Origin of the sequence: Catenulispora sp. GAS73, assembly GCF_041262085.1 — a bacterium.
GTDB lineage: Bacteria > Actinomycetota > Actinomycetes > Streptomycetales > Catenulisporaceae > Catenulispora.
In genome coordinates this window covers 135,439-160,655 of the sequence record NZ_JBGCCM010000022.1, presented here as the reverse complement: position 1 = coordinate 160,655, position 25,217 = coordinate 135,439, and the positions used below count along the sequence as shown (strand labels likewise).

The following is a 25,217-nucleotide window of genomic DNA, read 5'->3' as shown; positions in this document are numbered from 1 at the left end:
GGTACTCGGACTCCTCGGCGGCGCTCTGGTTGCTCGTGCGCACCATCACGCACAGCCCCGCGCGGCCCGGCGGCGTGGCCATCACGCCATCACGCCGCGCGGCCCGCAGGTCCGGCTAGAAGTTGAACTGAGCGATGTTCGTGGCGTCGAACACCGTCGGCGCACCGAGCGTGACCACCCCCTGCGCGCCGACCGTGAAGCTGCCCAGCGCCCCGGCCGTGAACGTCTGCCCCTGCCCGCCGGAGATCTGCCCGGAGGCCAGCGCGACCGCGGTGTACGCGGCGAGCTGTCCGAGTTTGCCCGGGTCCCACAGCTCGAAGGCCTTCACCGTCCCGTCCTGGACGTACGACCGCATGTCGTTCGGCGTCCCCAGCCCCGTGAGCAGCACCTTCCCCTTGTACTGCGAGCCGTCCAGGTACTGCGCGGCGGCCTTGATCCCGACCGTGGTCGGGGAGATGATCCCCTTCAGATCCGGGTACTGCTGCAGCAACCCCTGTGTCTGCTGGAACGACATCTGCGCGTCGTCGTTGCCGTAGGCGATCTTCACCAGCTTCATGTTCGCGTACTGGGGCTTCTTCAGCTCGTCCTGCATGAAGCCGATCCACGCGTTCTGATTCGTCGCGGTCTGCGCCGCCGACAGGATCGCGATCTGCCCGCTGTAGTTCAGCTCCTTGCCCAGCAGGTCCACCTCGCTGCGGCCCAGCGCCTCGGAGCTGGCCTGGGACACGAACACCTGCCGGCAGCCCGGATCGGTGTCCGAGTCGTACGTGACCACCTTGATCCCCGCGCTCATCGCCTGCTTCAGCGCCGTGCACAGCGCGCCGGGGTCCTGCGCGGACACCGCGATGGCCGACACGTGCTGCTGGGTCAGGGTGTTGACGTAGGACACCTGCCCGGCGGTGTCGGTGGCACTCGTGGTGCCGACCTCCTTGTAGCTCTCGCCGAGCGCGGTCAGCGCGGTGTTGCCGCCGGCGTCGGAGATGTTGAAGTACGGGTTGTTGACCTGCTTGGGCAGGAACGCGACGGTCAGCCCCTTCTTGGTCGCCGCGTTCGGATCGGCCGCCCCGCTCTGCGTCGCGGCCGGCGCGGTGGAGGCCGCCTTGTCCGTGGAGCTCTTCGTGGCGCCGCCGCACGCGCTCAGGCTCAGCGCTATCAGACCGCTCGCGGCCAGGGCCGCGACGGCGCGCGGAGCCTTGCGTCGCGAGCGCGGAGCGTTGCGTATCAGGACTGTGCTCATGACTTTCCCCTCATTGGTTGGAGTCGGGCTTGCCTGGCGAACACCTGCCGGGCCACCCGCGGCCCGAGCACGGAAACGGTCAGCAGCACGCCGGTGACGACCGTCTGGGACTGCGCGGAGACGTCGGCCAGGCTCATCACGTTCTGCAGCGTGCCGAGCAGGAACACCCCGGCGATCGCGCCGCCGAGCGTGCCCCGGCCGCCGTCGAAGTCCACGCCGCCGAGCAGCACCGCGGCCACCACCGACAGCTCCAGCCCGGTGGCGTTGCTGTACGTGGCGCTGGCGTAGTGCAGCACCCAGAACACGCCGGTGAGCGAGGAGATCAGCCCGGTGGCCACGAACAGCGACAGCTTGACCCGCTTGACGCGGACCCCGGCGTACCAGGCGGCCTCCGGCGAGGCGCCGACGGCGAACACCGAGCGGCCGAAGCCGGTGGCGTGCAGCACCACGATCGCCAGCGCCGCCAGCACCAGCCAGGGCAGCACGGCCGTCGGCAGGAACGAGCCGCCCAGGCGCCCGGAGCCGAAGTCCAGGTAGTTCTGCGGGAAGTCGGTGACCGAGTTCGAGCCGAGCACGATCTGCGCGACGCCTCGGTACAGCGCCATCGTGCCGATCGTGACCGCCAGCGAAGGCAGCCCGAGCCGGGTCACCAGCAGCGCGTTCACCAGCCCGCAGACCACGCCGAGCACGGCGCAGATCAGGATGATCGCGTTGATGTTCACGCCGTGGTTCCACAGCGCGCCCATCACCGCCCCGGACAGGCCCACCGTGGAGCCCACCGACAGGTCGATCTCGCCGGCCGCCACCAGCATCGTCATCGGCAGCGCGATCGCCGCGACCGGCAGCGTGTTGCCGATCAGGAAGCTGATGTTCAACGCGTTGCCGAAACCGCCGACGGTACTGAAGGAGACGCCGATCAGGATCACCAGCAGCGCCCCGACGACGGTGTCCCACCGGACGGCACCGATCAGGGCCGGCCGGCGTCCGGTCCCTTGTGTGCTCAGGGTTTCCGGGACGTCAGTCATTGGTGCCGCTCCTCACCTGTCGGGCCCGGCTGCGCAACAGCCCGGCGATCCGCAACGCCACCACCCGGTCCACCGAGATGGCCAGCAGCAGCAGGACCCCGTCGATCGCCTCGACCCACACCGAGCTGACGCCGATCGCGGGCAGGACGCTGTTGATGGAGGTGAGCAGCAGCGCACCGAGCGCCGCGCCGTAGACACTGCCCGAACCCCCGGTGAAACCGACGCCGCCGACCACCACGGCCGAGACGACGGTGAGTTCGTAGCCGCTGCCGGTTCCGGCGTCGGCGTAACTGAAACGGGCCAGATACAGCGCCCCGGCCAGGCCCGCGAGCGCGCCACACAATATGAAGGCGCCCAACACGCGCCGCCGCACCGGAACGCCGGCCAGCGCCGCGGCCTGCGCGTGCGAGCCGAGCGCGTAGCACTCCCGGCCGCTGCGGTAGTTGCGCAGGAAGTACCCGACCGCGATCACCACGACGATGGCCAGCAGCGCCAGATACGGGATCGCCCAGATTCCGTTGTGGCCGAAGCTCTTGTAGCCGCTCGGCAACAGGCTCGCGGTGACCTCGCGGGAGCCCACCCAGATCGAGTCCAGGGCGCGGATGATGTAGAGCGTCCCCAGCGTGACCATCAGCGAGGGCACCTGGCCCAGGCCCACGAGGATCCCGTTGAAGGCGCCGAAGCCGGCCCCGAGGACGACCGCTAATCCGATCGCCAGGACCGGATTCCCGCCGTGCCGCAACAGATCGCCGGCGGCGAAGGCCGTGACGCCGAGCACCGAGCCGACCGACAGGTCGACGTTGCCGGTGATCACCACGACCGCCTCGCCGACCGCCACGAGTATCAGGATCGTGCCGTTGAGAAGCAGGTCCTTGATTCCCTGCTCGGACAGGAACGAGGTGTTGTCGATCTGCGTGGCGACCAGCATCACGGCCAGCACCACCAGGATGGCCAGCTCGCGCATCACCAGGACCCGGTCCAGCAGGGCCCGGGGCGCCTCGGCGGCGAGCAGCGGCTGCTCGGCCGCCGTCGTGGAGGCCGTCATATCGTGCCTCCCGCCGCGTCCCCGACCGCCGCGCCGGTGGCCGCCGCCATCACGGTCTGCTCGGTGGCGTCCGCGCGCGAGATCTCGGCGCTGATCCGGCCCTCGCGCATCACCAGGACCCGGTCGGCCATGCCCAGGATCTCCGGCAGGTCCGAGGAGATCATCAGCACCGCGACGCCGTCCGCCGCCAGCTGCGAGAGCAGCCGGTGCACCTCGGCTTTGGTGCCGACGTCGATGCCGCGCGTGGGCTCGTCGACGATCAGCACCCGCGGCCCGGTGGCCAGCCACTTGGCCAGCACGACCTTCTGCTGGTTGCCCCCGGACAGCGTGCCGACCAGATCCGACAGGCGCGCGTACTTCACCTGGAGCTTGGCCGCCCAGTCCACCGCGCGGTCGCGTTCGGCGCGTCGGCTGACCAGGCCGGCGGGGTGGTGCGCGGGCAGATCGGCCAGGCCGATGTTGCGCTCGACGCTCATCTGCATGATCAGGCCCTGCGCCCGCCGGTCCTCCGGGACCAGGGCCAGGCCCGCGGCCATCGCCAGGCTCGGCGAACCGGGCTTCAGCATCCGTGCGCCGACCGCGACCCGCCCGGCGTCGAAGCGGTCGATGCCGAACACGGCGCGCGCGACCTCGCTGCGTCCGGCGCCGACCAGCCCGGCCAGGCCCACGATCTCCCCGGAGCGCACCTGGAAGGAGACGTCGGTGAAGACGCCCTCCCGGGTCAGCCTGCTGACATCCAGGGCGACCTCGCCGACCTCGGCCGGCTGCTTGGGGTAGAGCTCGTCGAGGGTGCGGCCGACCATGCGCCGCACCAGGTCGGCCTCGGTCAGCCCGGCCAGCGGCTCGGCGGCCACCAGCGCCCCGTCGCGCAGCGTCGTGACCCGCTGGCAGAGCCCGAACACCTCCGAGAGCCGGTGCGAGATGAACAGCACCGCGGCGCCCTGCTCCCGCAGCGCGCGCACCACCGTGAACAGCCGCGCCACCTCGCTGCCGGTGAGCGCCGCGGTCGGCTCGTCCATGATGAGCACCCGCGCGTCGAAGGACAGCGCCTTGGCGATCTCGACCAGCTGCTGGTCGGCGATGGACAGCCCGCGCGCGGGCCGCTCCGGATCCATCGCGACGCCGAGCCGGGCGAACAAGGCGGCCACGGCTTGGTGCACAGCGCGGTGATCGACGCGGCCGAACGAGCGCTTGGGCTGGCGCCCCATGAAGATGTTCTCCGCCACGCTCAGGTCGGGGAACAACGTCGGTTCCTGGTAGATGACGGCCACCCCGGCGTCGCGCGCCGCGGCGGGCCCGCCGAACTCCACCGGCACGCCGTCCAGCAGCACGCGGCCCTCATCCGGCCGGTGCACCCCGGCCAACACCTTGATCAGCGTCGACTTGCCGGCTCCGTTCTCACCGGCCAGCGCGTGCGCCTCGCCGGCGAAGAGCGAGAGGGACACCGAACGCAGCGCACGCACAGCACCGAAGGACTTGCTCACCCCCTCCAGCGCGAGGACCGGAACGTCGGGGTCCGGGTCGGGTTTCTTCATGAGACGACACCCCTGGGTCTGCTCGGCGTTGCCGTCGGGCGACGAGTGAATTGTTTCAATGAAATTGCCGCGAGGTTAGCTCCGGGGGTGGGGTGCGTCAAGGGTCGTGGAGCGGGGGCGGTGAGTCAGGGGTGGATTCCGGCAGCGGTGGTGCGCCGAAAGTGCATGCTGATCAGCAGCGATCATCAGAAACGAGCGAATGTAAGCAGCTTGATAAAAAACTCAAGGCCTCGCGAAGCTCTCCGGTGATCGATGATGAATCGATTCATACTGACCGCGATGCGAGGGCCGCCGGCCGACGTGGCGGCACCACGCCGGCCGGCGGCCGCGTCATGCGTGCGCTACTGCACGTAGCACGCCTTCGCCGAGCCGAACGCCGGGTCGCCGAAGACGGTGTTCGTGCAGGGAGTCCCACCGGTGAAGCTGCCGAAGTAGTACCGGCCGTTCACGCCGAAGGCCACCTCGTGGGTGCCGGAGAAGGCGCAGGTGCCGTTCTCGACCGCGCAGGACGTCCAGGTCGCGAACGTCGGCGGCGGGCCGAGCAGGAAGCAGGCCTTGGCGACGCCGGGGGTCGGGTCCCCGAAGACCGCGTCGTCGCAGGCGGTGCCGCCGCTGCCGAGTGTGGCGAACTTGTAGGTGCCGTTCGCGCCGAACGCGATCGTCATCAGGCCGCTGTACGAGCAGTTCTGGTTCTCGGTCGCGCACTGCTGCCACCCCGGCGAGGGCGGCTGCGTCGTCTGCACGTAGCACCACTTCGCGACGCCGTTGTCGGGGTCGCCGAAGACGGCGTCCGAGCAGGTGGTGGCACTGCCGGTCTGCAGGTAGTTGAAGCGCGCCGCGGCGCCGAAGGCGATCACCGACGTCCCGTTCACCGCGCAGGTGCCGTTCTCGGCGGCGCAGCGCGTCCACGTCCCCGGCAGTGCGCGGTAGCTGATCGGCGGGGCGGTCGCCGAGGCGCTGTACGCGAGTGTGTACGAGCCAGGGGCCACGCCGCGGAAGTACACGTACTGACCGTCGGTGTCGGCGCTCGCGATCCCGGGCGCCCCGACGAACGCACTGCCGTTCCACGCGGTCTGCCCGTTCACCGTGACCGTCCGGCTCTGTCCCCACGTCGGTACGGCGATCACGCCGGTGGAGCCGGTGTTGGTCGAGGAGTTCACCGTCAGGCTGAAGTCCCCGGCGGTGTCGTGGTCGTAGCCGACCTGGATCTGCTTGCCGGAGGCCACGGTCAGCAGGCCCTCGACGTGCGTGAGGTCGCCGGGATGCGGCACGACCTGGTATGCGCTCCCGGACGGCGCGGTGGGGGAGACCCCCAGCACGTCAGTGGTCAGTGCGCCGGTGGGCCCGGTCGACCAGCCGTGCGCGAGGCTGGTGAAGGCGCTCGAATACGCGTTGAGCGTTCCGTTGTTGGCGAAGCCCTCCCAGAAGGTGCTGGCGGTGCCGATCGGCGAGGTGAGTTGGTAGCCCCACTCGTCGCGCATCAGGTTGAGCGCGTTGACGTCGTCGCCGGCCGTGAAGTGCGCGAAGAGCTCCATTGAGCCGGAGAACGGCGAGAGGTTGTTATTGAACTCAGGGGCCTGAGCTCCCAGGCTGTTCCAGTTCCCGCGCAGGTGTGCGGCGACCGCAGTGGCCTGCGACGGTGTGGTCAGGCCGTACCAGACGGCGAGGGAGTTCCCGTCCTGCGGATACAGCGTGCTGCTCGGGTTGTCCTTGTACGCTCCGGCCGATCCGTCCCACAGCGTGGCGTTGACCGCGGCCTTGATGCTCGCAGCCTGATTCGTGTACGTCGCGGCCAGCGAGCTGTTTCCCTCGGCCGTGGCCAGCCGGGCACCGGTGGTCAGCGCCTCGTACAGCATGGCGTTGGCCTCGATGTTCTCCCCGCCCTGGCCGCCACGGGCCCAGTCGTTGGTGTTGGTGACGTTCAGCAGGTGGTTGCCGTCGATCTTGGCCGTCATGAAGCTCATGCCGAGCTGGTACTTGCTCCAGATGCTGTCCAGCCAGGCCTTGTCGGAGGTGTCGAGGTAGTACGTGTAGGTCCCTATCAGGGTCCAGATGTGGTACGTGTCCGAGCCGTAGAGGTTGAACGCGGGGCCGCTGTAGGGCAGCTCGCCGGTCGACTTCTGGCCCTGGTACATCGTGGTCAAGGAGTTGCGGACGCCGAGCAGGTCGTCGGTGCTGACGTACGCGGTGGTCGTCGAGACGCCCATGTCGCCGGGCCACACCGTGCGGTCCCGCTTCGCACCGTCGGTGAGCACCTCGGTGCCGGTGCCGATGACGGCGTTGTTCTCCCATCCCGACGAAGGCGGCGGCCAGGCCCGGCCCTCGGTCGGGTCGATGGTGTCCAGCTGGGTGGTGTAGGCACCGGCGTACCAGATGCGGTTCAGGGTGTCGTCGTTCGAGCAGAAGTAGTCCGGGTACGCGGCCGGGTCCGAGGCGTTGGGAGCGGCGCTGAACGCCAGGGAGACGCCGTTGATGTCGGCGTAACCGCCGGAGTTCAGGAAGAGGGTCAGGTACCTGAATCCGCCGCGCAGCTTGTCCTTCGGCATGGTGTAGCTGCCGCCGCCGGCCGGGACCCCCGCGATCAGCGCGCCGTCCGCGCCGCCGCCGCTGGAGGCGTCGCTGCCGGTACCGACGAACTGGCTGGACTCCGAGAACGCCAACCCGACGCTTTGAGACGAATCGCTGGCGTCGGCGAAGTTCAGCGTCACCACGCCGCCGACTTCCTTGCCGAAATCGAGGGTCACGGCGGAATCGTTTCCGGTCAGGCGGGTGCTCTGACCGCTGAGCACCGCTGCGGAGTTGCTGACGGTGCCGCTGGTGCCGTAGACCGCGACCGGGGCGACTGTCCGCGAGGTGGGGGACAGGTTGTCGGCGGCGCAAGGGTTTGTGGCGGCGGTGTGGAGGCTCGCCGGTCGCGGTGCTGAGTGCGGTGTTGAATGCGGTGCGGCTTGTGGTGCCGGTGCCGCGTTCGCGGGGGCCGGTGCCGGACCGCCGATGGCGCTGCCGACACCACCGAATGTCAGGCCGAGCGCGAGCGCGGCGACGGGGATGTGCTTCATGGATCTACCCCTCATGAAACGTTTTCGAGCACGACGGGGGGACGCGCCTGCGAAAAGGCGGCGGGAGTGCTGGTTTTGCGAGATTAAATCGATTCAATCCACGAATTCACCCGGGATGCTACTCCCGCCCGGGCCGGACGGCCAGAGCCCGCGGCCCAAAGAATCAGGGGCCTGTGACCGCCGAGGTCGGAGCCTTGACAGCCTTCCGCAGCGGCGGTAAAACCAACACGAACAAAGGGAAACGGCGCGGAAACCAAGAACACCCGGGGTGGCCCATGTACGCAGAGGAACGACAGCAGGCGATCCTGCACAAGGCGCGCGTCGACGGCCGGGTGGACGTCGTGGTCCTGGCCGAGGATCTGACGGTGACCACCGAGACGATCCGCCGGGACCTGACGGCGCTGGAGCGGGCCGGCTTCGTGCGCCGGGTGCACGGCGGGGCGATCCCGGTCGAGCGGCTCGGATTCGAGCCCGCGCTGGCCGTCCGCGACCAGAGCATGACCGCGGAGAAGGAGCGGATCGTCAAGGCGGCGCTGGACCAGATCCCGGACGAGGGCTCGATCATCATCGACGCCGGCACCACCACCGGCCGGCTGGCCTCGGTGCTGCCGGCCGACCGGGAGCTGACCGTCGTGGTGAACGCCCCGGCGCTGGCCGCGCAGCTGGTCGCGCGGCCGAATCTCACGGTCCTGATGCTCGGCGGCCGGATCCGCGGCCGCACGCTGGCCGCGGTGGACGAATGGGCCCTGGCGCCGCTGTCCCAGCTGTGTGTGGACGTGGCTTTCATGGCCACCAACGGAGTCTCCGTCGCACGCGGCCTGACCACCCCGGACCTGGCCGAGGCGGCGGTGAAGCGCGCGATGATCGGCGCAGCCCGGCGCACCGTCCTGCTGGCCGACCACACCAAGGTCGGCAACGACTGCATGGCCCGCTTCGGAGGCCTGGACGACGTCGACCTGTTCATCACCGACGCCGGTCTGGACGAGGAGACCGCCGCCGACTTCGGCGGCGCCGGGGTGCGGGTGGTCCGGGCATGATCGTGACCCTGACCCTCAACCCCAGCCTGGACCGCACGCTGGGCCTGCAGTCGCTGCGCCGCGGTGAGGTGCTGCGCGCCACCTCCGCGCGCATCGACCCCGGCGGCAAGGGCGTCAACGTGACCCGGGTGCTGCGCGCCTTCGACGTCGACTCGCACGCGGTGATCCCGTGCGCGGGCCCGGACGGCGAGGAACTGGTGCGGCTGCTGCAGAAGGCGGGCGTCCCGGTGACCGAGGTCCCGGTCGCGGGGTGGACCCGGTCGAACATCACGCTGGTCGAGGCGGACGGCCGGTCCACGAAGGTCAACGCCCCCGGCGGGGCGCTGACCGGCGAGGAGGTGGCGCTGCTCGCCGACACCGTCGTGGACCGGTGCGTGTCACAGGGCATTGAGAACGCTCCCGCTTCCTGGGCCGTGCTGTCCGGCAGCCTGCCGCCGGGCGTGCCGGACGGCGTCTACGCGAACCTGACTTCGGTGTTCGCCGAGCACGGGGTCAGGGTCGCGGTCGACACCAGCGGTGCGGCGCTCGTGGCCGCGCTCGACGCCGGTCCCGATCTGGTCAAGCCGAACCGGCAGGAGTTGGCCGCGGCGGTCGGGACTCCCCTGAACAGCATCGCTGATGTCGTCGCCGCGGCGGAGAAGCTGCTGTCCCGGGGCGTCAAAGCAGTACTGGCGAGCCTCGGTGCCGACGGCGCCGTACTCGTCGACTCCGCCGGCGCGGTCCTCGGCACCGCCGATCCGATCGATCCGGTCAGCACCGTCGGTGCCGGCGACGCGATGCTGGCCGGCTTCCTGGCCGCCGGCGCGCGGGGCGAGAAGGCCCTGATCGAGGGCATGGCGTGGGCTCGGGCCGCCGTCGGCCTGCCGGGCAGCCAGATGCCCGGCCCGGCCGACGTCAGCCGGGAGGGGATCCGGGTCGTGCGCGACCCGGGAGGTAAACCGGCCGGGGCGGTCCGCCTGGCCGACGACGGCTGACGCTGCCACCGGCGCCATCACGAGGGCATCTTTGCCCGCACCACCGCACGACGAGTGAGGAACAAACCCCAACGATTCGCTTGACGTCCCTAGGAGGACGCGATGTCTTCGATGGCTTATACGCCGGCTCCGACCGGCACCGGATTGAAGGCCACAGTCCAGAAGTTCGGCTCGTTCCTGGCCTCGATGGTGATGCCGAACATCGGCGCGTTCATCGCCTGGGGCCTGATCACCGCGCTGTTCATCCCGACCGGCTGGACCCCGAACAAGTCGCTCGGCGAGCTGGTCTCGCCGATGATCACCTACCTGCTGCCGATCCTGATCGGCTACACCGGCGGCCGGCTCGTGCACGGCCAGCGCGGCGCGGTGATCGGCGCCATCGCCACCACCGGCGTGGTGGTCGGGTCCTCGGTGCCGATGTTCCTGGGCGCGATGATCGCCGGCCCCGCTTCGGCGTGGGTGCTGAAGCAGTTCGACAAGCTGACCGCGGACCGGCTGCGCGCCGGGTTCGAGATGCTGGTCGACAACTTCTCCCTGGGCATCATCGGCGGCGCGTTCGCGGTGCTGGGCAAGTGGGCGATCGGCCCGGCGGTGAACCACGTGACGAACTGGGCCGGCTCCGGTGTGAACTGGGTGCTGAACCACCACCTGCTGCCCTTCGTCAGCATCCTGATCGAGCCGGCGAAGGTGCTGTTCCTGAACAACGCCATCAACCACGGCGTGCTGGACCCGCTGGCGGTGGCGCAGTCCGCGGCGCACCACAAGTCGATCCTGTTCATGCTGGAGTCCAACCCCGGACCGGGCCTGGGCATCCTGTGCGCGTACCTGCTGTTCGGCCCGCGTACGCTGCGCCCGACGGTCCCCGGCGCGATCGTCATCCAGTTCCTCGGCGGCATCCACGAGATCTACTTCCCCTACATCCTGATGAAGCCGCGGCTGATCCTGGCCGCGATCGCCGGCGGGTTCGCGGGTATCTCAGTGTTCTCCGTCACCGGCGCCGGCCTGGTCGCCTCGCCCTCGCCGGGCTCGATCTTCGCCTACCTCACCGAGACCCCTCGCGGGAGCTACTTCGGAGTGCTGGCCGGCGTCGTGGTCGCGGCGGCGGTGTCGTTCGTCGTGGGCTCGGTCCTGCTCGGGTTCGGACGCGGTGAGCAGCCGGAAGACGAACAGGCCGAAGCGGCCGAAGAAGCGGGCGGCGCGTCCGGCGTGTCCGATGCCGTCCCCGCGCAGTCCTCACCTGAAGGAGCGACCGCATGAGCACTCTGTCCGCCTCGGAGATCAAGAAGATCATCGTGGCCTGCGACGCGGGGATGGGGTCCTCGGTGATGCTGGCCGGCACCTTGAAGCGGCAGCTGAAGAACACCGGCGTGACCGTGGAGCACGCGCAGGTCTCGGCCATCCCGGCCGACGCCGACCTGATCCTGACCCAGGTGAGCCTGGCCGAGCGGGCCCGGGCCTCGGCGCCGGGCAAGCCGGTGGTGACGTTCCAGATCTTCCTGGGCGACCCGGCCGTGAACAAGGTCGTCAAAGCCGTGAAGGAAGGCGGCACCATCGATGTCTGACACCGCTGACGGCCTGCTCGCCGAGCGGGCCGTCCGGTTCGGAGTCCAGGCCGCCGACCGCTACGACGCGGTGCGGCAGTGCGGGGAACTGCTGGTCGCGATCGGCGCCGTGACCGAGGACTACGTCCCGGCCATGCGCGAGCGCGAAGACGAGATCTCCACGTACATCGGCGCCGGGGTGGCGATCCCGCACTCCACGGCCGCCGGCAAGAAGTACGTCCGGCGCGACGCGCTGGCCGTGCTGAGCCTGGCCGAACCCGTCGACTGGGGCGAGGGCCAGGAGGTGTCGACGTGCGTGGCGATCGCCGCCCTCGGCGACCGGCACCTGGACATCCTCGCCGAGCTCGCCGAGGTCCTGATGGACCCGGAGCGGGCCGAACAACTGCACAGGGCGACAACCGCTGACGAAGTGATCCGGCTGCTCCAGCCGGCAGGAGAGGCAGAGAACGTATGAAGGCCGCTGTGTTCCACGGACCCGGGGACGTCCGGATCGAGGAGGTCCCCGAGCCCACCGCGGGCGCCGGGGAGGTGAAGATCAAGGTCCTGGCCTGCTCGATGTGCGGGACGGACCTGAAGATCTTCCGCTCCGGGCACTTCCGCATCAGCCCGCCCCGCGTGATGGGGCACGAGATCGCCGGCGAGATCGTCGAGGTCGGCGCCGGCGTCACCGGCTGGGCGGCCGGCGACCGGGTGCAGGTGATCGCCGCGATCCCGGACGGCACCTGCGAGGAGTGCACGCGCGGGCACCAGACCGTGTGCCTGAACCAGGAGTCGATGGGCTACCAGTACGAGGGCGGCTTCGCGGAGTTCATGGTCGTGCCGCCGAGCGTGCTGGCGGTGGACGGGATGAACCGCATCCCGGACGGCGTCGGCGCCGACGAAGCGTCGGTCACCGAGCCGCTGGCCTGCGTCCTCAACGGCCAGGAACTGGCGGGCGTCGGCACCGGCGACGTGGTGGCCGTCTTCGGCGCCGGCCCGATCGGCTGCCTGCACGTCCGGCTCGCCCGCTCGCGTGGCGCGGCGCGGATCATCATGATCGAGGTCAACCGCGAGCGTCTCCAGCTGGCAGCGGACCTCGTCCACCCCGACGACACCGTGTGCGCCGAGGACGGCGACATCATCGAGCAGGTCCGCAAGCTCACCGACGGCCGCGGCGCGGACGTGGTGATCACCGCCACCGCCGCCGGCGCCGCCCAGGAACAGGCCCTCCAGATCGCCGCCCCCCGCGCCCGCATCAGCTTCTTCGGCGGCCTGCCGAAGGACAAGCCGACCATCACGCTGGACTCGAACCTGGTCCACTACCGCGAACTGACGATCGTCGGCGCCAACGGCTCCTCACCCGCGCACAACGCCCGCGCACTGGAGCTGATCGCCACCGGCGAAGTGCCGGTCAAGGACCTGATCTCGGTGCGGCTGCCGCTGGACCGCGTACTGGACGGACTGCAGATCGTGGCCAAGGGCGAGGCGATCAAGGTCACCATCGAGCCCTGAGAAGGGCCCGGCCGAACCGAAGGAGAGGGAACCATGGTCGAGCGCACCGTCGTCGTCGGATCCACCAGCGGGCTGCACGCCCGCCCGGCGAAACTGCTGGTACAGGCCGCCACGAAGCAGCCGGCGACGGTGCGCCTGCGCGTAGGCGACCGCCCGCCGATCGACACCCGCAGCATCCTGGCCGTGCTCGCGCAGCGAGTGAAGCAGGGCACGGAGGTCACGCTGGAGGCCGACGGCGAGGGCGCCGAGGCTTCGGTCGCGGCACTCGCGGAGCTGATAGCGCGGAACCTTGATGAGGAGGGGGAGGATGGCTGAGCGACTGGTCGGCGGGGTAGGCGGGGTCGTCGGGACGAGCGCGACCGCGGCTGCGGCGGCCCGGGCCGCCGGGCGGGCGGCGCTCGACGGTGCCAGCTCGGAGCAGGTCGGTGAGGCGGGTGGTGGTGTGGCCGGGTCTGGTGCACTCGCTGCGGCGGGCGAACCAGCCGGGCAGCCGGCGGCGCTCGATGGTGCCGACGCGGAGCAGGTCGGCGAGGCGGGTGGCGCGGCGGCTGGGTCTGGCGTGCTTGCGGAGGGTGCGGGCTCAGCTGCTCGGCAGTCGGCGGCGCTCGATGGTGCTGGCGCGGGGCGGGCCAATGATGCGGCCGGAGCTGGTGCGCTCGCTGCGGCGGTCGAACCTGCCGGGCAGCCGGTGGCGCTCGATGGTGCCGACGCGGAGCAGGTCGGCGATGCGGGTGGCGGTGCGGCTGGGTCTGGCGTGCTTGCGGCTGGTGCGGGCTCAGCTGCCCGGGAGTCGGCGGCGCTCGATAGCGCTGGCGCGGGGCAGGCCAATGATGCGGCCCGAGCTGGTGCGCTCGCTGCGGCGGTCGAACCTGCCGGGCAGTCGGCGGCGCTCGGCGGTGCCGGCGCGGAGCAGGTCGGCGACGCGGCTGGTGGTGCGGCCGGTGCCGCAGGCCGGGCTGCTCATGAGCAGGCCACTGATGCGCCGCAACTCAGCGGTGTCGGGGTGAGCCCGGGCACGGCGGTTGGTCCGGTCGTGCGCATGACGGCCCCGGCCCCGCTCCCTCCGCCGCACCAGGTCGTCGACTCGGCTGCGGAGCTGGCGTCGGCGCGGCAGGCCGTCAGCGTCGTCGCCGCCGACCTCACCGTCCGAGCCGGGCGCGTGTCGGGCGAGGCGAAGGAGATCCTCGAAGCGTTGGCGATGATGGCTGCGGATCCCACGCTCGGTGCCGATATCGAGCAGCGCATCGCGTCCGGCACCGATGCCGCGCATGCCGTCACCGAGGCCTTCGATGCCCAGGCCGACCTGCTGCGCGACGCCGGTGGCTACTTCGCTGAGCGGGCCGCGGACCTCGAAGATCTGCGTGATCGGGCCGTGGCGACTGTCCTCGGACGTCCGATTCCCGGCATCCCCGATCCCGGTCATGTGTTCGTGCTGGTGGCCGCCGATCTCGCTCCGGCCGACACCGCGAGCCTGAACCCTGAGCAGGTCCTCGCCATCGTCACCGAGCGCGGTGGTCCGACCAGCCACACCGCGATCCTGGCGCGTGGTCTCGGCATCCCGGCGGTCGTCGCGGTTGCCGGCGTGACCGAGATCGCCGACGGCGTCGTCGTCGCGGTCGACGGTGCCTCCGGGATCGTCACCGTCGGTGTCGAGCCGGCGGCGGACAACGCGCCGCGCGTCCGCACCCAGGCGAACCTCGCCGACCTCGGCCCCTGCCACACCAAGGACGGCCACCCCGTATCCCTCTACCTGAACATCGGCTCCCTCAAGGACGTCCGCCCGGGCGCCCAGGGCGTCGGCCTGCTGCGCACCGAGTTCCTGTTCCTCGGACGCAAGGACGCGCCGTCCGTCGCCGAACAACACGCCGCCTACCTGGAGCTCTTCAACGCCTTCCCCGACCCCGGCACCCGCGTCGTCATCCGCACCCTGGACGCCGGCGCCGACAAACCCCTGCCGTTCCTCGGCCTGCCCGACGAGGAGAACCCGGCGCTCGGCGTCAGAGGGCTGCGGACCGCGCGTCTGCGTCCGGAGGTCCTGGACGACCAGCTCGCCGCGATCGCCTCGGCCGCCGCGGCCACGACCTGCGAGGTCTGGGTCATGGCCCCGATGGTCGCCACGCCGGCCGAGGCCGCGGAGTTCGCCGCGAAAGCCCGGGCGCACGGCCTCCAGCACGTCGGCGCCATGATCGAGATCCCCGCCGCGGCTCTGCGCGCCTCCCGCCTCCTGGCGCACCTCGACTTCCTCTCCATCGGCACCAACGACCTCGGCCAGTACACGATGGCCACCGATCGCCAGGACGGCCGCCTGCCCGACCTGCTCGACCCCTGGCAGCCGGCGCTCCTGGAGCTGATCGCGCTGGCCGCCGAGGCCGGGCGCGCGGCGGGCAAGCCGGTGGGCGTCTGCGGCGAGGCGGCGGCCGATCCGGGGCTGGCCGCGGTGCTGGTCGGGCTGGGGGTGACGTCGCTGTCGATGACGGCCGCCGCGGTCCCCGCCGTCCACGCCTCGTTGAGCCGGCGCACGCTGCCGGAGTGCCGAGACCTCGCGGAGCGAGCGCGCGACGTCGACGATCCGGCCGAAGCCCGGGAGTACGCGGCGTCGGTACCACCGTCCTGACAAGCCCCGGACGCCCGGGGTGGCTCGGGGTGGCCCGGCCGGGCGGCCGGGGGTGACCCGGGGTGACCCGTTCGGGTGCAGAAAGGTTACAAAAGCACCCTTTCAGACCACACCCCGACTATGGCGGTACAAGACGCGGCCCCCGGGGCGTCCGGAAACCACTCGACCCACCTGCGGCGCGACATCGGTCTGATCGGCCTGCTGTGGGCCTCCGAAGGCTCGATCATCGGCTCGGGCTGGCTGTACAGCGCGCAGAAGGCGCTGGTCGCGGCCGGCCCGGCCGCGCTGATCAGCTGGGGCATCGCCGCGGTGGCGATCATCGCGCTGGCGTTCGTGCACGCCGAACTCGGCGGCATGTTCCCGGTCGCCGGCGGCACCGCGCGCTACCCGCACTACGCCTTCGGCGGCGCGGCCGGAGCCTCGTTCGGGTGGTTCACGTGGCTGCAGGCGGTGACCGTGCCGCCGATCGAGGTGCAGGCCATGATCGGCTACGCGCAGCACTACTCGTGGGCCGACAGCTGGCAGCACAAGGACGGCACGCTCACCGGCTACGGCGAGCTGGTCGCGATCTTCCTGATGGCGGTGTTCACGGCCGTGAACTTCCTCGGGATCCAGAAGCTGGCCGCCGTGAACAACGCCGCGACGTGGTGGAAGGTCGGCGTGCCGCTGTTCACGATCTTCGTGCTGGCGTTCACGCACTTCCACAGCTCGAACTTCACCGCCAAGTCCGGCGGCGGCTTCATGCCCTTCGGCGCGCACGGCATCATGACGGCGGTGTCGACCTCCGGCATCATCTTCGCGCTGCTCGGCTTCGAGCAGGCGATCCAGCTGGCCGGCGAGTCGCGCAACCCCAAGCGCGACATCCCGCGCGCGACGATCCTGTCGATCCTGATCGGCGCCGCGATCTACATCCTGCTGCAGGTGGTCTACATCGCCGCGCTGCCGGCCGCGACGTTCGCCGCCGGGTGGGCGCACCTGGACTACAAGAACATCAGCGGGCCGTTCGCGGGGCTGGCGACGCTGGTGGGCCTGGGGTGGCTGGCGACCATCCTGTACATCGACGCGATCATCTCCCCCGGCGGCACCGGCCTGATCTACACGACGTCGACCTCGCGCATCACGTACGGCCTGAGCAAGAACGGCTACGTGCCGGTGCAGTACGAGTACGTCACCGAGCGCGGCGTGCCGTGGCTGGGGATGCTCACCGCCTTCGTCGTCGGCTGCATCTGCTTCCTGCCGTTCCCCAGCTGGCAGCAGCTGGTGTCCTTCATCACCTCCGCCAGCGTGCTGATGTACGCCGGCGCGCCGCTGGCCTTCGGCGTGTTCCGGGAGAAGCTGCCGGACGTCGAGCGGCCCTACCGGCTGCGCGCCGGGGAGTTGCTGTCGCCGTTCGCGTTCATCGTGGCGAACTACATCATCCTGTGGGCCGGCTGGTCCACGGACTGGCGGCTCGGGGTCGCGATCGTGATCGGCTACGTGCTGCTGGCGATCTCCCGGATCTTCCACCTGAACCCCGCGCACCCGCCGCTGGAGCTGCGTGCGGCGCAGTGGCTGCTGCCGTACCTGCTGGCCATGGGGATCATCGTGTGGACCAGCGCGTTCGGTCCGATGAAGCACCCGTGGTTCAACGAGTGGTGGTCGCTGGTCGTGGTCGCGGCGCTGAGTCTGGTGATCTACTACTGGGCCAAGGCGGTGGCGCTGCCGGCGGAGCGGATCCGGGCGCACGTCGCGGACGTCGCCGTGATCGACGCCGGCGGGCACTGAGGCCCGGCGGGCACCGAAGTCCGACGGGCACGGCCTTGTCAGCGGCGGCGGCCCGGGATCAAGCTGGCGGCATGACGACCCGGACCCCGCGGACCAGCGCACGCCGCGACCAGCTGACGGCGATCGCCGCCGGCCTGTTCGCCCGCGACGGCTACCACAACGTGACCGTCGGCGACATCGCCGCGGCCGCGGGCCTGTCGGGGCCGGCGATCTACCGGCACTTCCCCGGCAAGCAGGCGATCCTCGCCGAGGTGGTGCGCTCGGGCTTCGACGAGATGGCCCGGGTCCTGGCCGCCGACCTGGCCGGCACCTCGGACCCGGCCGAGCGGCTGCGCCGGACGTACCGCGACCTGGCGGCCTTCGTGATCCGGCGCCCGGAGTTCGGCGTGATGTGGCGCCGCGAGTACCGCCACCTGGCCCCGCAGGACGCGGCCGAGCTGGCCAAGCGCATGGGGGCGGCCTCCGACGCCGCGGTCGCGGAGCTGCGCGTGCTCCGGCCGGCGCTGGAGCCGGCGGACGCGGAGCTGGTCTCGTGGGCGGCGATGAGCGTGATGGGCAGCATCTCGGACCACCGGGTCCGGCTGCCGCGCACGGCGTTCGAGGAGCTGCTGGCGGGGATCGCGATGGACGTGGCGGGGGTGGAGTTCGCGGGGGTGGCCGAGGACGACAGGGCCCACGAGCCGGCGGCGGGGGATCGGAAGGAGCAGATTCTCGCGGCGGCGGCGCGACTGTTCTGGGACCGCGGGTACCACGAGGTGACGCTGGACGAGATCGGGGCGGCGGCGGGGATTGCCGGGCCGAGTGTTTACAGCCACTTCGCGGGGAAGGCCGAGCTGCTGCGGACGATCACGGAGCGGATCGGGGAGCGGCTTCGGCAGGACCTCGCCGAGAGTGAGGCCGCGATGGCCGCCGCTGCGCCGAGCGCCGGAGCCGATGTCGCGCCCGCAGCTGATACCGCTGATACCGCTGATACCGCGCGCGAATTCGCCGCTGGCACAGCACACGCCGCCGCCGCGCCGAGCGCCGGAGCCGCGGTCAGCCCAGATCCTGCGCAGCCCGCCGACACCTCTCGCGCATCTGCTGCCGCGACCGGCGAGCCGAGCTCGGGTGCCGAGCAGCCTGCCGCCGATGCCGCACGCGAATCCGTCGCCGAAACCGACCCCACCGCTGCCCTAGCCGCCCTCACCGACCTGGCCACCCGCTACGTCACCACCGTCCTCACCTCCCGAGACCTCGTCGCCGCCTACTTCACCGAGGGCCACAACCTGCCCGACCGCGATCGCGCCGAGACCCGGCGCTTCCAGCGTGCCTATGCCGCGCACTGGGCCGGGCTCCTGGCCTCGATCGATCCCGGGGCGTCGCCTGAGGAGGTCCGGATCCGGGTGCTCGCGGCGTTCGCCGTCGTCAACGACACCGCGCGGACCCGGCGGCTGCTGGAGCGCTCCGGGCTTGCCGGGCGGTTGCGGGCGCTGATGCTCGCGGTGCTCTTGACACCGACGTGCCGGGCGCGCGATGTTAATCGCCGTTAGGCTGTGGGCCTCGGCAGATATGGAGCTGCAGATGAGCAGGTCGTCCTGGGCCGGTGAGGACGTGGAGGCGTTGCGGGAGCTGGCGACGTCCTTCTTCACCAATGAGGCGCTGCCTCGGGAAGAGGAGTTCGCGGCGCAGGGCTTCCCCAGCAAGGACATGTGGCAGGCGGCCGGGAAGGTCGGGCTGTTGTGCGCTTCGATCCCCGAGGAGTACGGCGGCGGGGGTGGGACCTTCGCGCACGAGGTCGCCATCGTCGAGGCGCAGACCCGGACCGGCGCCGGCGCGATGGCGATCATCGTGCACGCCGGCATCGTCGCGCACTACATCAACGCCTACGCCACCGAGGAGCAGAAGCGCCGCTGGCTGCCGCGCATGGCTTCCGGTGACCTGGTCGGCGCGGTCGCCATGACCGAGCCCGGGACGGGCTCGGACCTGCAGAACGTCGCCACCAAGGCGGTCCGCGACGGCGACGAGTACGTCATCAGCGGCGCCAAGACCTTCATCACCAACGGCCACACCGCCGGCCTGATCGTCATCGTCGCCAAGACCGACACCACCCAAGGCGCGCACGGCGTCTCCCTGCTGGTCGCCGAGGTCGGCGACGCCGGTCACACCGGCCCGGAAGTACCCGGCTTCCAGCGCGGCCGCGTCCTGAAGAAGGTCGGCCAGCACAGCACCGACACCGCCGAACTCTTCTTCGACGGCCTGCGCGTCCCGGCCGAGAACCTGCTCGGCGGCGTCGAGGGCCAGGGCTTCATCCAGCTCATGGTGCAGCTCCCGCAGGAACGCCTGCTGGTCGCCGCCGCTGGCATGGCCATGCTGGAAGCCGCCGTTGACCACACCGTCGCCTACACCAAGCAGCGAGAAGCGTTCGGCCGGCCGCTGTTCAAGCTCCAGAACACCCGCTTCGAGCTCGCCGAGTGCGCCACGATCGCGCGCGTGGCCCGGGTGTTCTTCGACGACTGCGTCGAGAAGCACCTCGACGGCGGCCTGGACGCCACCACCGCCTCCATGGCCAAGTACTGGATCACCGACCGGCAGACCGAAGTCGTCGACCGCTGCGTGCAGCTGCACGGCGGCTACGGCTACATGCTCGAATACCCCATCGCGCGGCTCTTCGCCGACGGCCGCGTGCAACGCATCTACGGCGGTGCCAACGAAATCATGAAGGAACTGATCGCCCGCTCGCTGTAGCGGACCGGACACAGGACAGCCGAAAAGAAAGGAACAGCGATGTCGAACGCGTACGTCTACGACGCGATCCGGACACCGCGCGGCCGGGGCAAGCAGAACGGCTCGCTGCACACCGTCAAGCCGATCTCCCTGATGGTCGGCCTCATCGAGGAGATCCAGGCGCGCCACCCGAACCTGGACCCGGCGCTGATCGAGGACGTCATCCTCGGCGTGGTGTCGCCGATCGGCGAGCAGGGCTCGGACATAGCCAAGGTCTCGGCGCTGGTCGCCGGGCTCCCGGACACCACCGCCGGCGTCCAGCTCAACCGGTTCTGCGCCTCGGGCCTGGAGGCGGTGAACACCGCCGCGCAGAAGGTCGCCTCGGGCCTGGGCGAGGATCTGATCCTGGCCGGCGGCGTGGAGTCGATGTCCCGCGTGCCGATGGCCTCCGACGGCGGCGCCTGGTTCGAGGACCCCGAGACCGCCTACGACATCTCCTTCATCCCGCAGGGCATCGGCGCCGACCTGATCGCCACGATTGAGGGCTTCTCTCGCACCGATGTCGACGAGTTCGCCGTCCGCTCCCAGGAGCTGGCCGCCGCCGCCCGCGCCGCCGGCCACTTCAAGAAGTCGGTCGTCCCGGTCCGCGATCGCAACGGCCTGACGATCCTGGACGAGGACGAGTTCATCCGCCCCGGTACCACTGTGGACACCCTGGCGGGCCTGAAGCCCTCCTTCGAGGCGATCGGCGACCTCGGCGGCTTCGACGCCGTGGCGTTGCAGAAGTACCACTGGGTCGAGAAGATCGACCACGTCCACCACGCCGGCAACTCCTCGGGCATCGTCGACGGCGCCGCGCTGGTCCTGGTCGGCAACGAGCACGCCGGGCAGGCCGCGGGCCTGACGCCGCGGGCCCGCATCCTGGCCACCGCGGTCTCCGGCGCCGACTCCACCATCATGCTCACCGGTCCCGCGCCGGCCTCGAAGAAGGCGCTGGCCACGGCGGGTCTGAGCATCGAGGACATCGACCTGGTGGAGATCAACGAGGCGTTCGCGGGCGTGGTGCTGCGCTACGTGCGCGACATGGGCGCGGGCCTGCCGTTGGAGAAGGTCAACGTCAACGGCGGCGCGATCGCGATGGGCCACCCGCTGGGCGCCACCGGCGCGATGCTGATCGGCACGATCGTGGACGAGCTCGAACGCAGGGACCTGCGCCGGGGCCTGGTCACCTTGTGTGTCGGCGGCGGTATGGGCATTGCCACCATTGTCGAGCGGGTCTGAGGGCGGGGACGAGGAACATGAGCGAGCAGAACCACATCCGCTGGGAGCGGGACGCCGACGGCGTCGTCACCCTGACGATGGACGCGCCCGGCCAGTCGGCCAACACCATGAACCGGGCGTTCGTCGAAGCCCTCGGACCGGTCCTGGATCGGCTGGAGGCCGAGAAGGACGAGATCGCCGGTGTCGTCGTCACCAGCGCCAAGAAGACCTTCTTCGCCGGCGGCGATCTCAATGAGCTGATTCAGGCTCGGCCCGAGGACGCCGCCGACATCATGGCGCGCAACCTGCAGATCAAGGCCCTGCTGCGGCGCCTGGAGACGTTCGGCAAGCCGGTCGCGGCCGCGATCAACGGCGCGGCGCTCGGCGGCGGCCTGGAGATCGCGCTGTCCTGCCACCACCGCGTCGCGCTGGACGCCAAGGGCTCCGAGATCGGCTTCCCCGAGGTCACACTCGGCTTGTTGCCCGGTGCCGGGGGAGTGGTGCGCTCGGTGCGCCTCCTCGGCATCGCCGACGCCCTTCTCAAGGTCCTGCTTCAGGGCCAGCGTTACAAGCCGAAGGCCGCGCTGGAGAACGGCCTGGTCCACGAGGTCGTGGCCACGCCCGAGGAGATGTCGGCCGCCGCCAAGGCCTGGGTGCTGGCCAACCCCGAGGCCAAGCAGCCCTGGGACGTGCCCGGCTACAAGATCCCCGGCGGCGACCCGAAGAACCCGAAGTTCGCCGCGAACCTGCCGGCCTTCCCGGCGAACCTGCGCAAGCAGCTCAAGGGCGCGAACTACCCGGCGCCGCGCAACATCCTGGCCGCCGCCGTCGAGAGCGCGCGCCTGGACTTCGACAACGCGCTGACCGTCGAGGCGCGGTACTTCGTCGAGCTGGTCACCGGCCAGGTGGCGAAGAACATGACGCAGGCGTTCTTCTTCGACATGCAGAAGGTGACCAACGGCGCCTCGCGGCCCGCGGGCTACGAGCCATGGCAGGCCACCAAGGTCGCGGTGCTCGGCGCGGGCATGATGGGCGCCGGTATCGCCTACGTCTGCGCGCGCGCCGGGATCGAGGTCGTGCTGAAGGACGTCAGCGTCGAGGCCGCCGAGAAGGGCAAGGCGTACTCGGCCGGGATCCTGGACAAGGCGGTCTCGCGCGGCAAGATGACGCGCGAGGCGGCCGACGCGGTCCTGGCCCGGATCCGCCCGACCGCCACCGCTGCCGACGCCGCCGGGGCTGACCTGGTGATCGAGGCCGTCTTCGAGTCCCCGGAGCTCAAGAGCAAGGTGTTCGGCGAGATCCAGGACGTCGTCGCCCCCGACGCGCTGCTCGGCTCCAACACCTCCACGCTGCCGATCACCGGCCTGGCGCAAGCCGTCAAGCGGCCGGAGGACTTCATCGGCCTGCACTTCTTCTCGCCGGTGGACAAGATGCCGCTGCTGGAGATCATCGTCGGCGAGCAGACCTCGGACGCGGCCATCGCCAAGGCCTTCGACCTGGCCCGGCAGATCAAGAAGACGCCGATCATCGTCAACGACAGCCGCGGCTTCTTCACCTCCCGGGTGATCGGCCGCTTCCTGGACGAGGCGGTGGCGATGGTGAACGAGGGCCTGCGCCCGAACTCCATCGAGCAGGCGGGCTCGCAGGCCGGCTACCCGGCGCCGCCGCTGCAGCTGATGGACGAGCTGACGCTCACGCTGCCGCAGAAGATCCGCAACGAGGCGCGCGCCGCCGCCGGGCAGGACTGGGTCGAGCACGGCTCGGAGAGCGTGATCAACCGCATGGTCGATGAGTTCGGCCGCGGCGGTCGCTCGGCCGGCGCCGGCTTCTACGACTACGCCGACGGCAAGCGCGTCGGCCTGTGGCCGGGCCTGCGCGAGGCGTTCCCGCCGCACGTCGGCATCCCGTTCCAGGACATGCAGGAGCGGATGCTGTTCGCCGAGGCGCTGGACAGCGTGCGCTGCCTGGACGAGGGCGTGCTGCGCTCGGTCGCCGAGGCGAACGTCGGCTCCATCCTCGGGATCGGCTTCCCGGCCTGGACCGGCGGCGTGATCCAGTACATCAACGGCTACGACGGCGGCGTCACCGGCTTCGTGGCGCGCGCCAAGGAGCTACACGAGAAGTACGGGGAGCGGTTCGCGGTGCCGCAGTCGCTGGTCGAGAAGGCCGAGCGCGGGGAGCGGATCGAGTAGGAGCGCTCTGGATGGCTCTGAACAGGGCCGATTTCGGCGCCAGGCGAGCGGCGTGGCAAGACCGCCTGGCGCCGGACCCGGCGCTCTACGATTGCGCGCGGCGTTTGTCGAGCGGCGCCGCCGGTTCCCTGGATTGCGTCGGGCAAATTCGCACTGTGCTGTGATAATTGGCCGTCTGCCCTCTAGCATGGCTAGCCATGAGGGGGAGACTAGCTGTGTTGATACTTTCCGGCGTCCTGATGGCGGGTTGCGCGTCGCAGGGCACGACTAATCGCGGCGCGGGCTCCGGGACCGGCACCGAAGCCGGCTCGGCCACCGGATCCCGAAGCGGATCCGACACCGGGGCGGGGACCGATCCCGCGACCGGACCGGGCGCCGGGGTCGCGGTGAGCTCCGGGGCGGGCTCGGGGATCGGCGGTGCGTCCGGCGCGGCGCCGAGCGGTGCGCATTCCGGTGCCACCGGTACCGCCAGCTCTGCTGCCGCCGGCCATACGTCCGCCGCGCCGTCGTCCGGTGCGTCGACGTCGGCGTCGGCGTCCGGGCCGGGGTCGGTGGCCGGGAAGGACGCGACGGTGATCGTCGGCGTGGGCAAGGTGCGGGTCGTCATCTACGAGGACTACCGCTGTCCGGTGTGCAAGCAGGTGCACGACCAGATCCAGCCGGTGATCTCCTCCAAGCTCGGCGCCGGCAGCATCAAGGTCGAGTTCCACGCGGTCGACCTCATCGACCACAACACCGGCGGCAAGGGCTCGCTGGCTGCCGGCAACGCGGCCAGCTGCGCGCTGCAGGCGTTCAAGTTCCAGCCGTACCGCGAGGCGCTGTTCGCCGCGCAGCCGAGCGAGAGTACCGACGCCTTCGCCGATCCCAACGAGCTGATCAGCATCGCCAAGACCGTCTCCGGACTGGACAGCCCGACGTTCGAGGACTGCGTGCGGACGCAGCCGTACGGCGCCTCGATCGACAGCACGTACGCCGCCGAGTACGGCTCCGGCAAGCTGGTCGGCGTCCCGTCGGTGTTCATCAACGGTACGCAGTGGAACGTGCCGACCTCCGGGGGCATGGCGACCTCGTTCACTCAGGCCCTGGCTGCCGCAGGGGCCTGATTCCAGTCGTCGGGGCCGGTTCCCCCGCCGGATCCGGTCCCGGCTTTACGATGGATCATGCTCGGCGGGGGAGAAGTCGACGGCGATGATCTTCTCGGTGGCGTAGCCGTCGAGATCCGCGGCCAGCCAGCTCTGACCGGGCCGCGCGCAATGCAGGCGGAACGTGCCGCCGGTGCTGTTCGTGCTGACGATGCAGCACACCGGTACCGTGGCTTCCAGCGCGGCCACCAGGTGGGCCACGCGCACGGCGAACCAGAGCCCGTGTCGTAACAACAGCGCCTGATCCGCTTCGCCGATCACGGGTTCGCCGTCGGCCCGGAAGCGGCGCTCGACCGGGATGACGTCGTCGAGGTGGAAGCTGTTGGTGCCGCATTCCCAACCGGTCAGGTCGCCGAAGCCGCCCGGCGCGCCGCCGGCTTGATCGCGGTGCCTGGCGAGCACGATCACCTCGTCGCGCCGTACCACGCCCTCGGCCAGCAGCTGGTGCAGCCGGGGCGCTTTGGCGGGCGGGGCCTCGCCCAGCGGGAAGTCAGGGCCCAGCGACACCGCCGCCGCATCGTTCATCCGTACCGTGAGCACGCCGTACAGCATGATCGACCCGCCGGTTTCGAACAAC

Annotated in this window: 20 protein-coding genes; 14 read left to right on the top strand and 6 right to left on the bottom strand. The window is 70.7% G+C overall.

Going from position 1 to position 25,217, the window contains the following annotated elements:
- Window positions 1-115 precede the first annotated feature (115 nt).
- The 5 genes from rhaS to ABH935_RS30540 all read right to left on the bottom strand — a co-directional run bounded on the left by rhaS (window position 116) and on the right by ABH935_RS30540 (window position 7,901).
- The gene (gene rhaS / locus ABH935_RS30560) at window positions 116-1,237 is read right to left on the bottom strand and encodes a rhamnose ABC transporter substrate-binding protein (RefSeq protein ID WP_370381403.1); all 1,122 of its coding nucleotides are present in this window, start codon (window positions 1,235-1,237) and stop codon (window positions 116-118) included.
- Window positions 1,234-2,262, bottom strand: a complete 1,029-nt coding sequence (locus ABH935_RS30555) for an ABC transporter permease (protein ID WP_370381402.1) — start codon at window positions 2,260-2,262, stop codon at window positions 1,234-1,236. Before ABH935_RS30555 ends, rhaS begins: the two co-directional genes overlap by 4 nt.
- Window positions 2,255-3,307, bottom strand: coding sequence for an ABC transporter permease (locus tag ABH935_RS30550; RefSeq protein ID WP_370381401.1), 1,053 nt, complete (start codon window positions 3,305-3,307; stop codon window positions 2,255-2,257). Before ABH935_RS30550 ends, ABH935_RS30555 begins: the two co-directional genes overlap by 8 nt.
- A complete protein-coding gene (locus ABH935_RS30545; protein WP_370381400.1) occupies window positions 3,304-4,842 on the bottom strand; it encodes a sugar ABC transporter ATP-binding protein in 1,539 nt (512 codons plus the stop codon). The genes ABH935_RS30550 and ABH935_RS30545 overlap by 4 nt, the downstream gene beginning before the upstream one ends.
- Window positions 4,843-5,183: 341 nt before the next feature.
- Window positions 5,184-7,901: a trehalase family glycosidase gene (locus ABH935_RS30540; protein ID WP_370381399.1), complete on the bottom strand. Its 2,718-nt coding sequence runs from the start codon at window positions 7,899-7,901 to the stop codon at window positions 5,184-5,186.
- 275 nt (window positions 7,902-8,176) lie between these two features.
- Here ABH935_RS30540 and ABH935_RS30535 point away from each other — a divergent pair, with 275 nt between their 5' ends.
- The 14 genes from ABH935_RS30535 to ABH935_RS30470 all read left to right on the top strand — a co-directional run bounded on the left by ABH935_RS30535 (window position 8,177) and on the right by ABH935_RS30470 (window position 24,601).
- Entirely contained in the window at window positions 8,177-8,938 is a 762-nt protein-coding gene (locus tag ABH935_RS30535; RefSeq protein WP_370381398.1) for a DeoR/GlpR family DNA-binding transcription regulator, read from the top strand.
- The gene (gene pfkB / locus ABH935_RS30530; protein ID WP_370381397.1) at window positions 8,935-9,912 is read left to right on the top strand and encodes a 1-phosphofructokinase; all 978 of its coding nucleotides are present in this window, start codon (window positions 8,935-8,937) and stop codon (window positions 9,910-9,912) included. The genes ABH935_RS30535 and pfkB overlap by 4 nt, the downstream gene beginning before the upstream one ends.
- Window positions 9,913-10,014: 102 nt before the next feature.
- A complete protein-coding gene (gene mtlA, locus ABH935_RS30525; RefSeq protein WP_370381396.1) occupies window positions 10,015-11,169 on the top strand; it encodes a mannitol-specific PTS transporter subunit IIC in 1,155 nt (384 codons plus the stop codon).
- A complete protein-coding gene (locus ABH935_RS30520) occupies window positions 11,166-11,474 on the top strand; it encodes a PTS lactose transporter subunit IIB (protein ID WP_370381395.1) in 309 nt (102 codons plus the stop codon). The genes mtlA and ABH935_RS30520 overlap by 4 nt, the downstream gene beginning before the upstream one ends.
- Window positions 11,467-11,928 carry a PTS sugar transporter subunit IIA gene (locus ABH935_RS30515; protein WP_370381394.1) on the top strand — a complete coding sequence of 154 codons (462 nt, stop codon included), beginning with the start codon at window positions 11,467-11,469 and terminating at the stop codon, window positions 11,926-11,928. The genes ABH935_RS30520 and ABH935_RS30515 overlap by 8 nt, the downstream gene beginning before the upstream one ends.
- The gene (locus tag ABH935_RS30510) at window positions 11,925-12,965 is read left to right on the top strand and encodes a zinc-dependent dehydrogenase (RefSeq protein WP_370381393.1); all 1,041 of its coding nucleotides are present in this window, start codon (window positions 11,925-11,927) and stop codon (window positions 12,963-12,965) included. The genes ABH935_RS30515 and ABH935_RS30510 overlap by 4 nt, the downstream gene beginning before the upstream one ends.
- Window positions 12,966-12,998: 33 nt before the next feature.
- The gene (locus tag ABH935_RS30505) at window positions 12,999-13,280 is read left to right on the top strand and encodes an HPr family phosphocarrier protein (protein ID WP_370381392.1); all 282 of its coding nucleotides are present in this window, start codon (window positions 12,999-13,001) and stop codon (window positions 13,278-13,280) included.
- A gap of 688 nt (window positions 13,281-13,968) precedes the next feature.
- Window positions 13,969-15,579 carry a phosphoenolpyruvate--protein phosphotransferase gene (ptsP, locus tag ABH935_RS30500; protein ID WP_370381433.1) on the top strand — a complete coding sequence of 537 codons (1,611 nt, stop codon included), beginning with the start codon at window positions 13,969-13,971 and terminating at the stop codon, window positions 15,577-15,579.
- A 120-nt stretch (window positions 15,580-15,699) separates the two neighbouring features.
- The gene (locus tag ABH935_RS30495; RefSeq protein WP_370381391.1) at window positions 15,700-17,343 is read left to right on the top strand and encodes an APC family permease; all 1,644 of its coding nucleotides are present in this window, start codon (window positions 15,700-15,702) and stop codon (window positions 17,341-17,343) included.
- A 71-nt stretch (window positions 17,344-17,414) separates the two neighbouring features.
- Window positions 17,415-18,872 carry a TetR family transcriptional regulator gene (locus ABH935_RS30490; RefSeq protein WP_370381390.1) on the top strand — a complete coding sequence of 486 codons (1,458 nt, stop codon included), beginning with the start codon at window positions 17,415-17,417 and terminating at the stop codon, window positions 18,870-18,872.
- 31 nt (window positions 18,873-18,903) lie between these two features.
- Complete coding sequence (locus ABH935_RS30485) at window positions 18,904-20,067, top strand: acyl-CoA dehydrogenase family protein (RefSeq protein ID WP_370381389.1); 1,164 nt, start codon at window positions 18,904-18,906, stop codon at window positions 20,065-20,067.
- A 39-nt stretch (window positions 20,068-20,106) separates the two neighbouring features.
- The gene (locus tag ABH935_RS30480) at window positions 20,107-21,327 is read left to right on the top strand and encodes an acetyl-CoA C-acetyltransferase (RefSeq protein WP_370381388.1); all 1,221 of its coding nucleotides are present in this window, start codon (window positions 20,107-20,109) and stop codon (window positions 21,325-21,327) included.
- A 17-nt stretch (window positions 21,328-21,344) separates the two neighbouring features.
- Window positions 21,345-23,498: a 3-hydroxyacyl-CoA dehydrogenase NAD-binding domain-containing protein gene (locus tag ABH935_RS30475; RefSeq protein WP_370381387.1), complete on the top strand. Its 2,154-nt coding sequence runs from the start codon at window positions 21,345-21,347 to the stop codon at window positions 23,496-23,498.
- A 215-nt stretch (window positions 23,499-23,713) separates the two neighbouring features.
- Window positions 23,714-24,601 (top strand): DsbA family protein, encoded by an 888-nt coding sequence (locus ABH935_RS30470; RefSeq protein ID WP_370381386.1) that lies wholly within the window; start codon window positions 23,714-23,716, stop codon window positions 24,599-24,601.
- Between the two features lie 45 nt (window positions 24,602-24,646).
- On the opposite strand, the gene ABH935_RS30465 is transcribed toward ABH935_RS30470, so the two are convergent.
- Window positions 24,647-25,216: a hypothetical protein gene (locus ABH935_RS30465; protein WP_370381385.1), complete on the bottom strand. Its 570-nt coding sequence runs from the start codon at window positions 25,214-25,216 to the stop codon at window positions 24,647-24,649.
- Between the last annotated feature and the right edge of the window lies 1 nt (window position 25,217).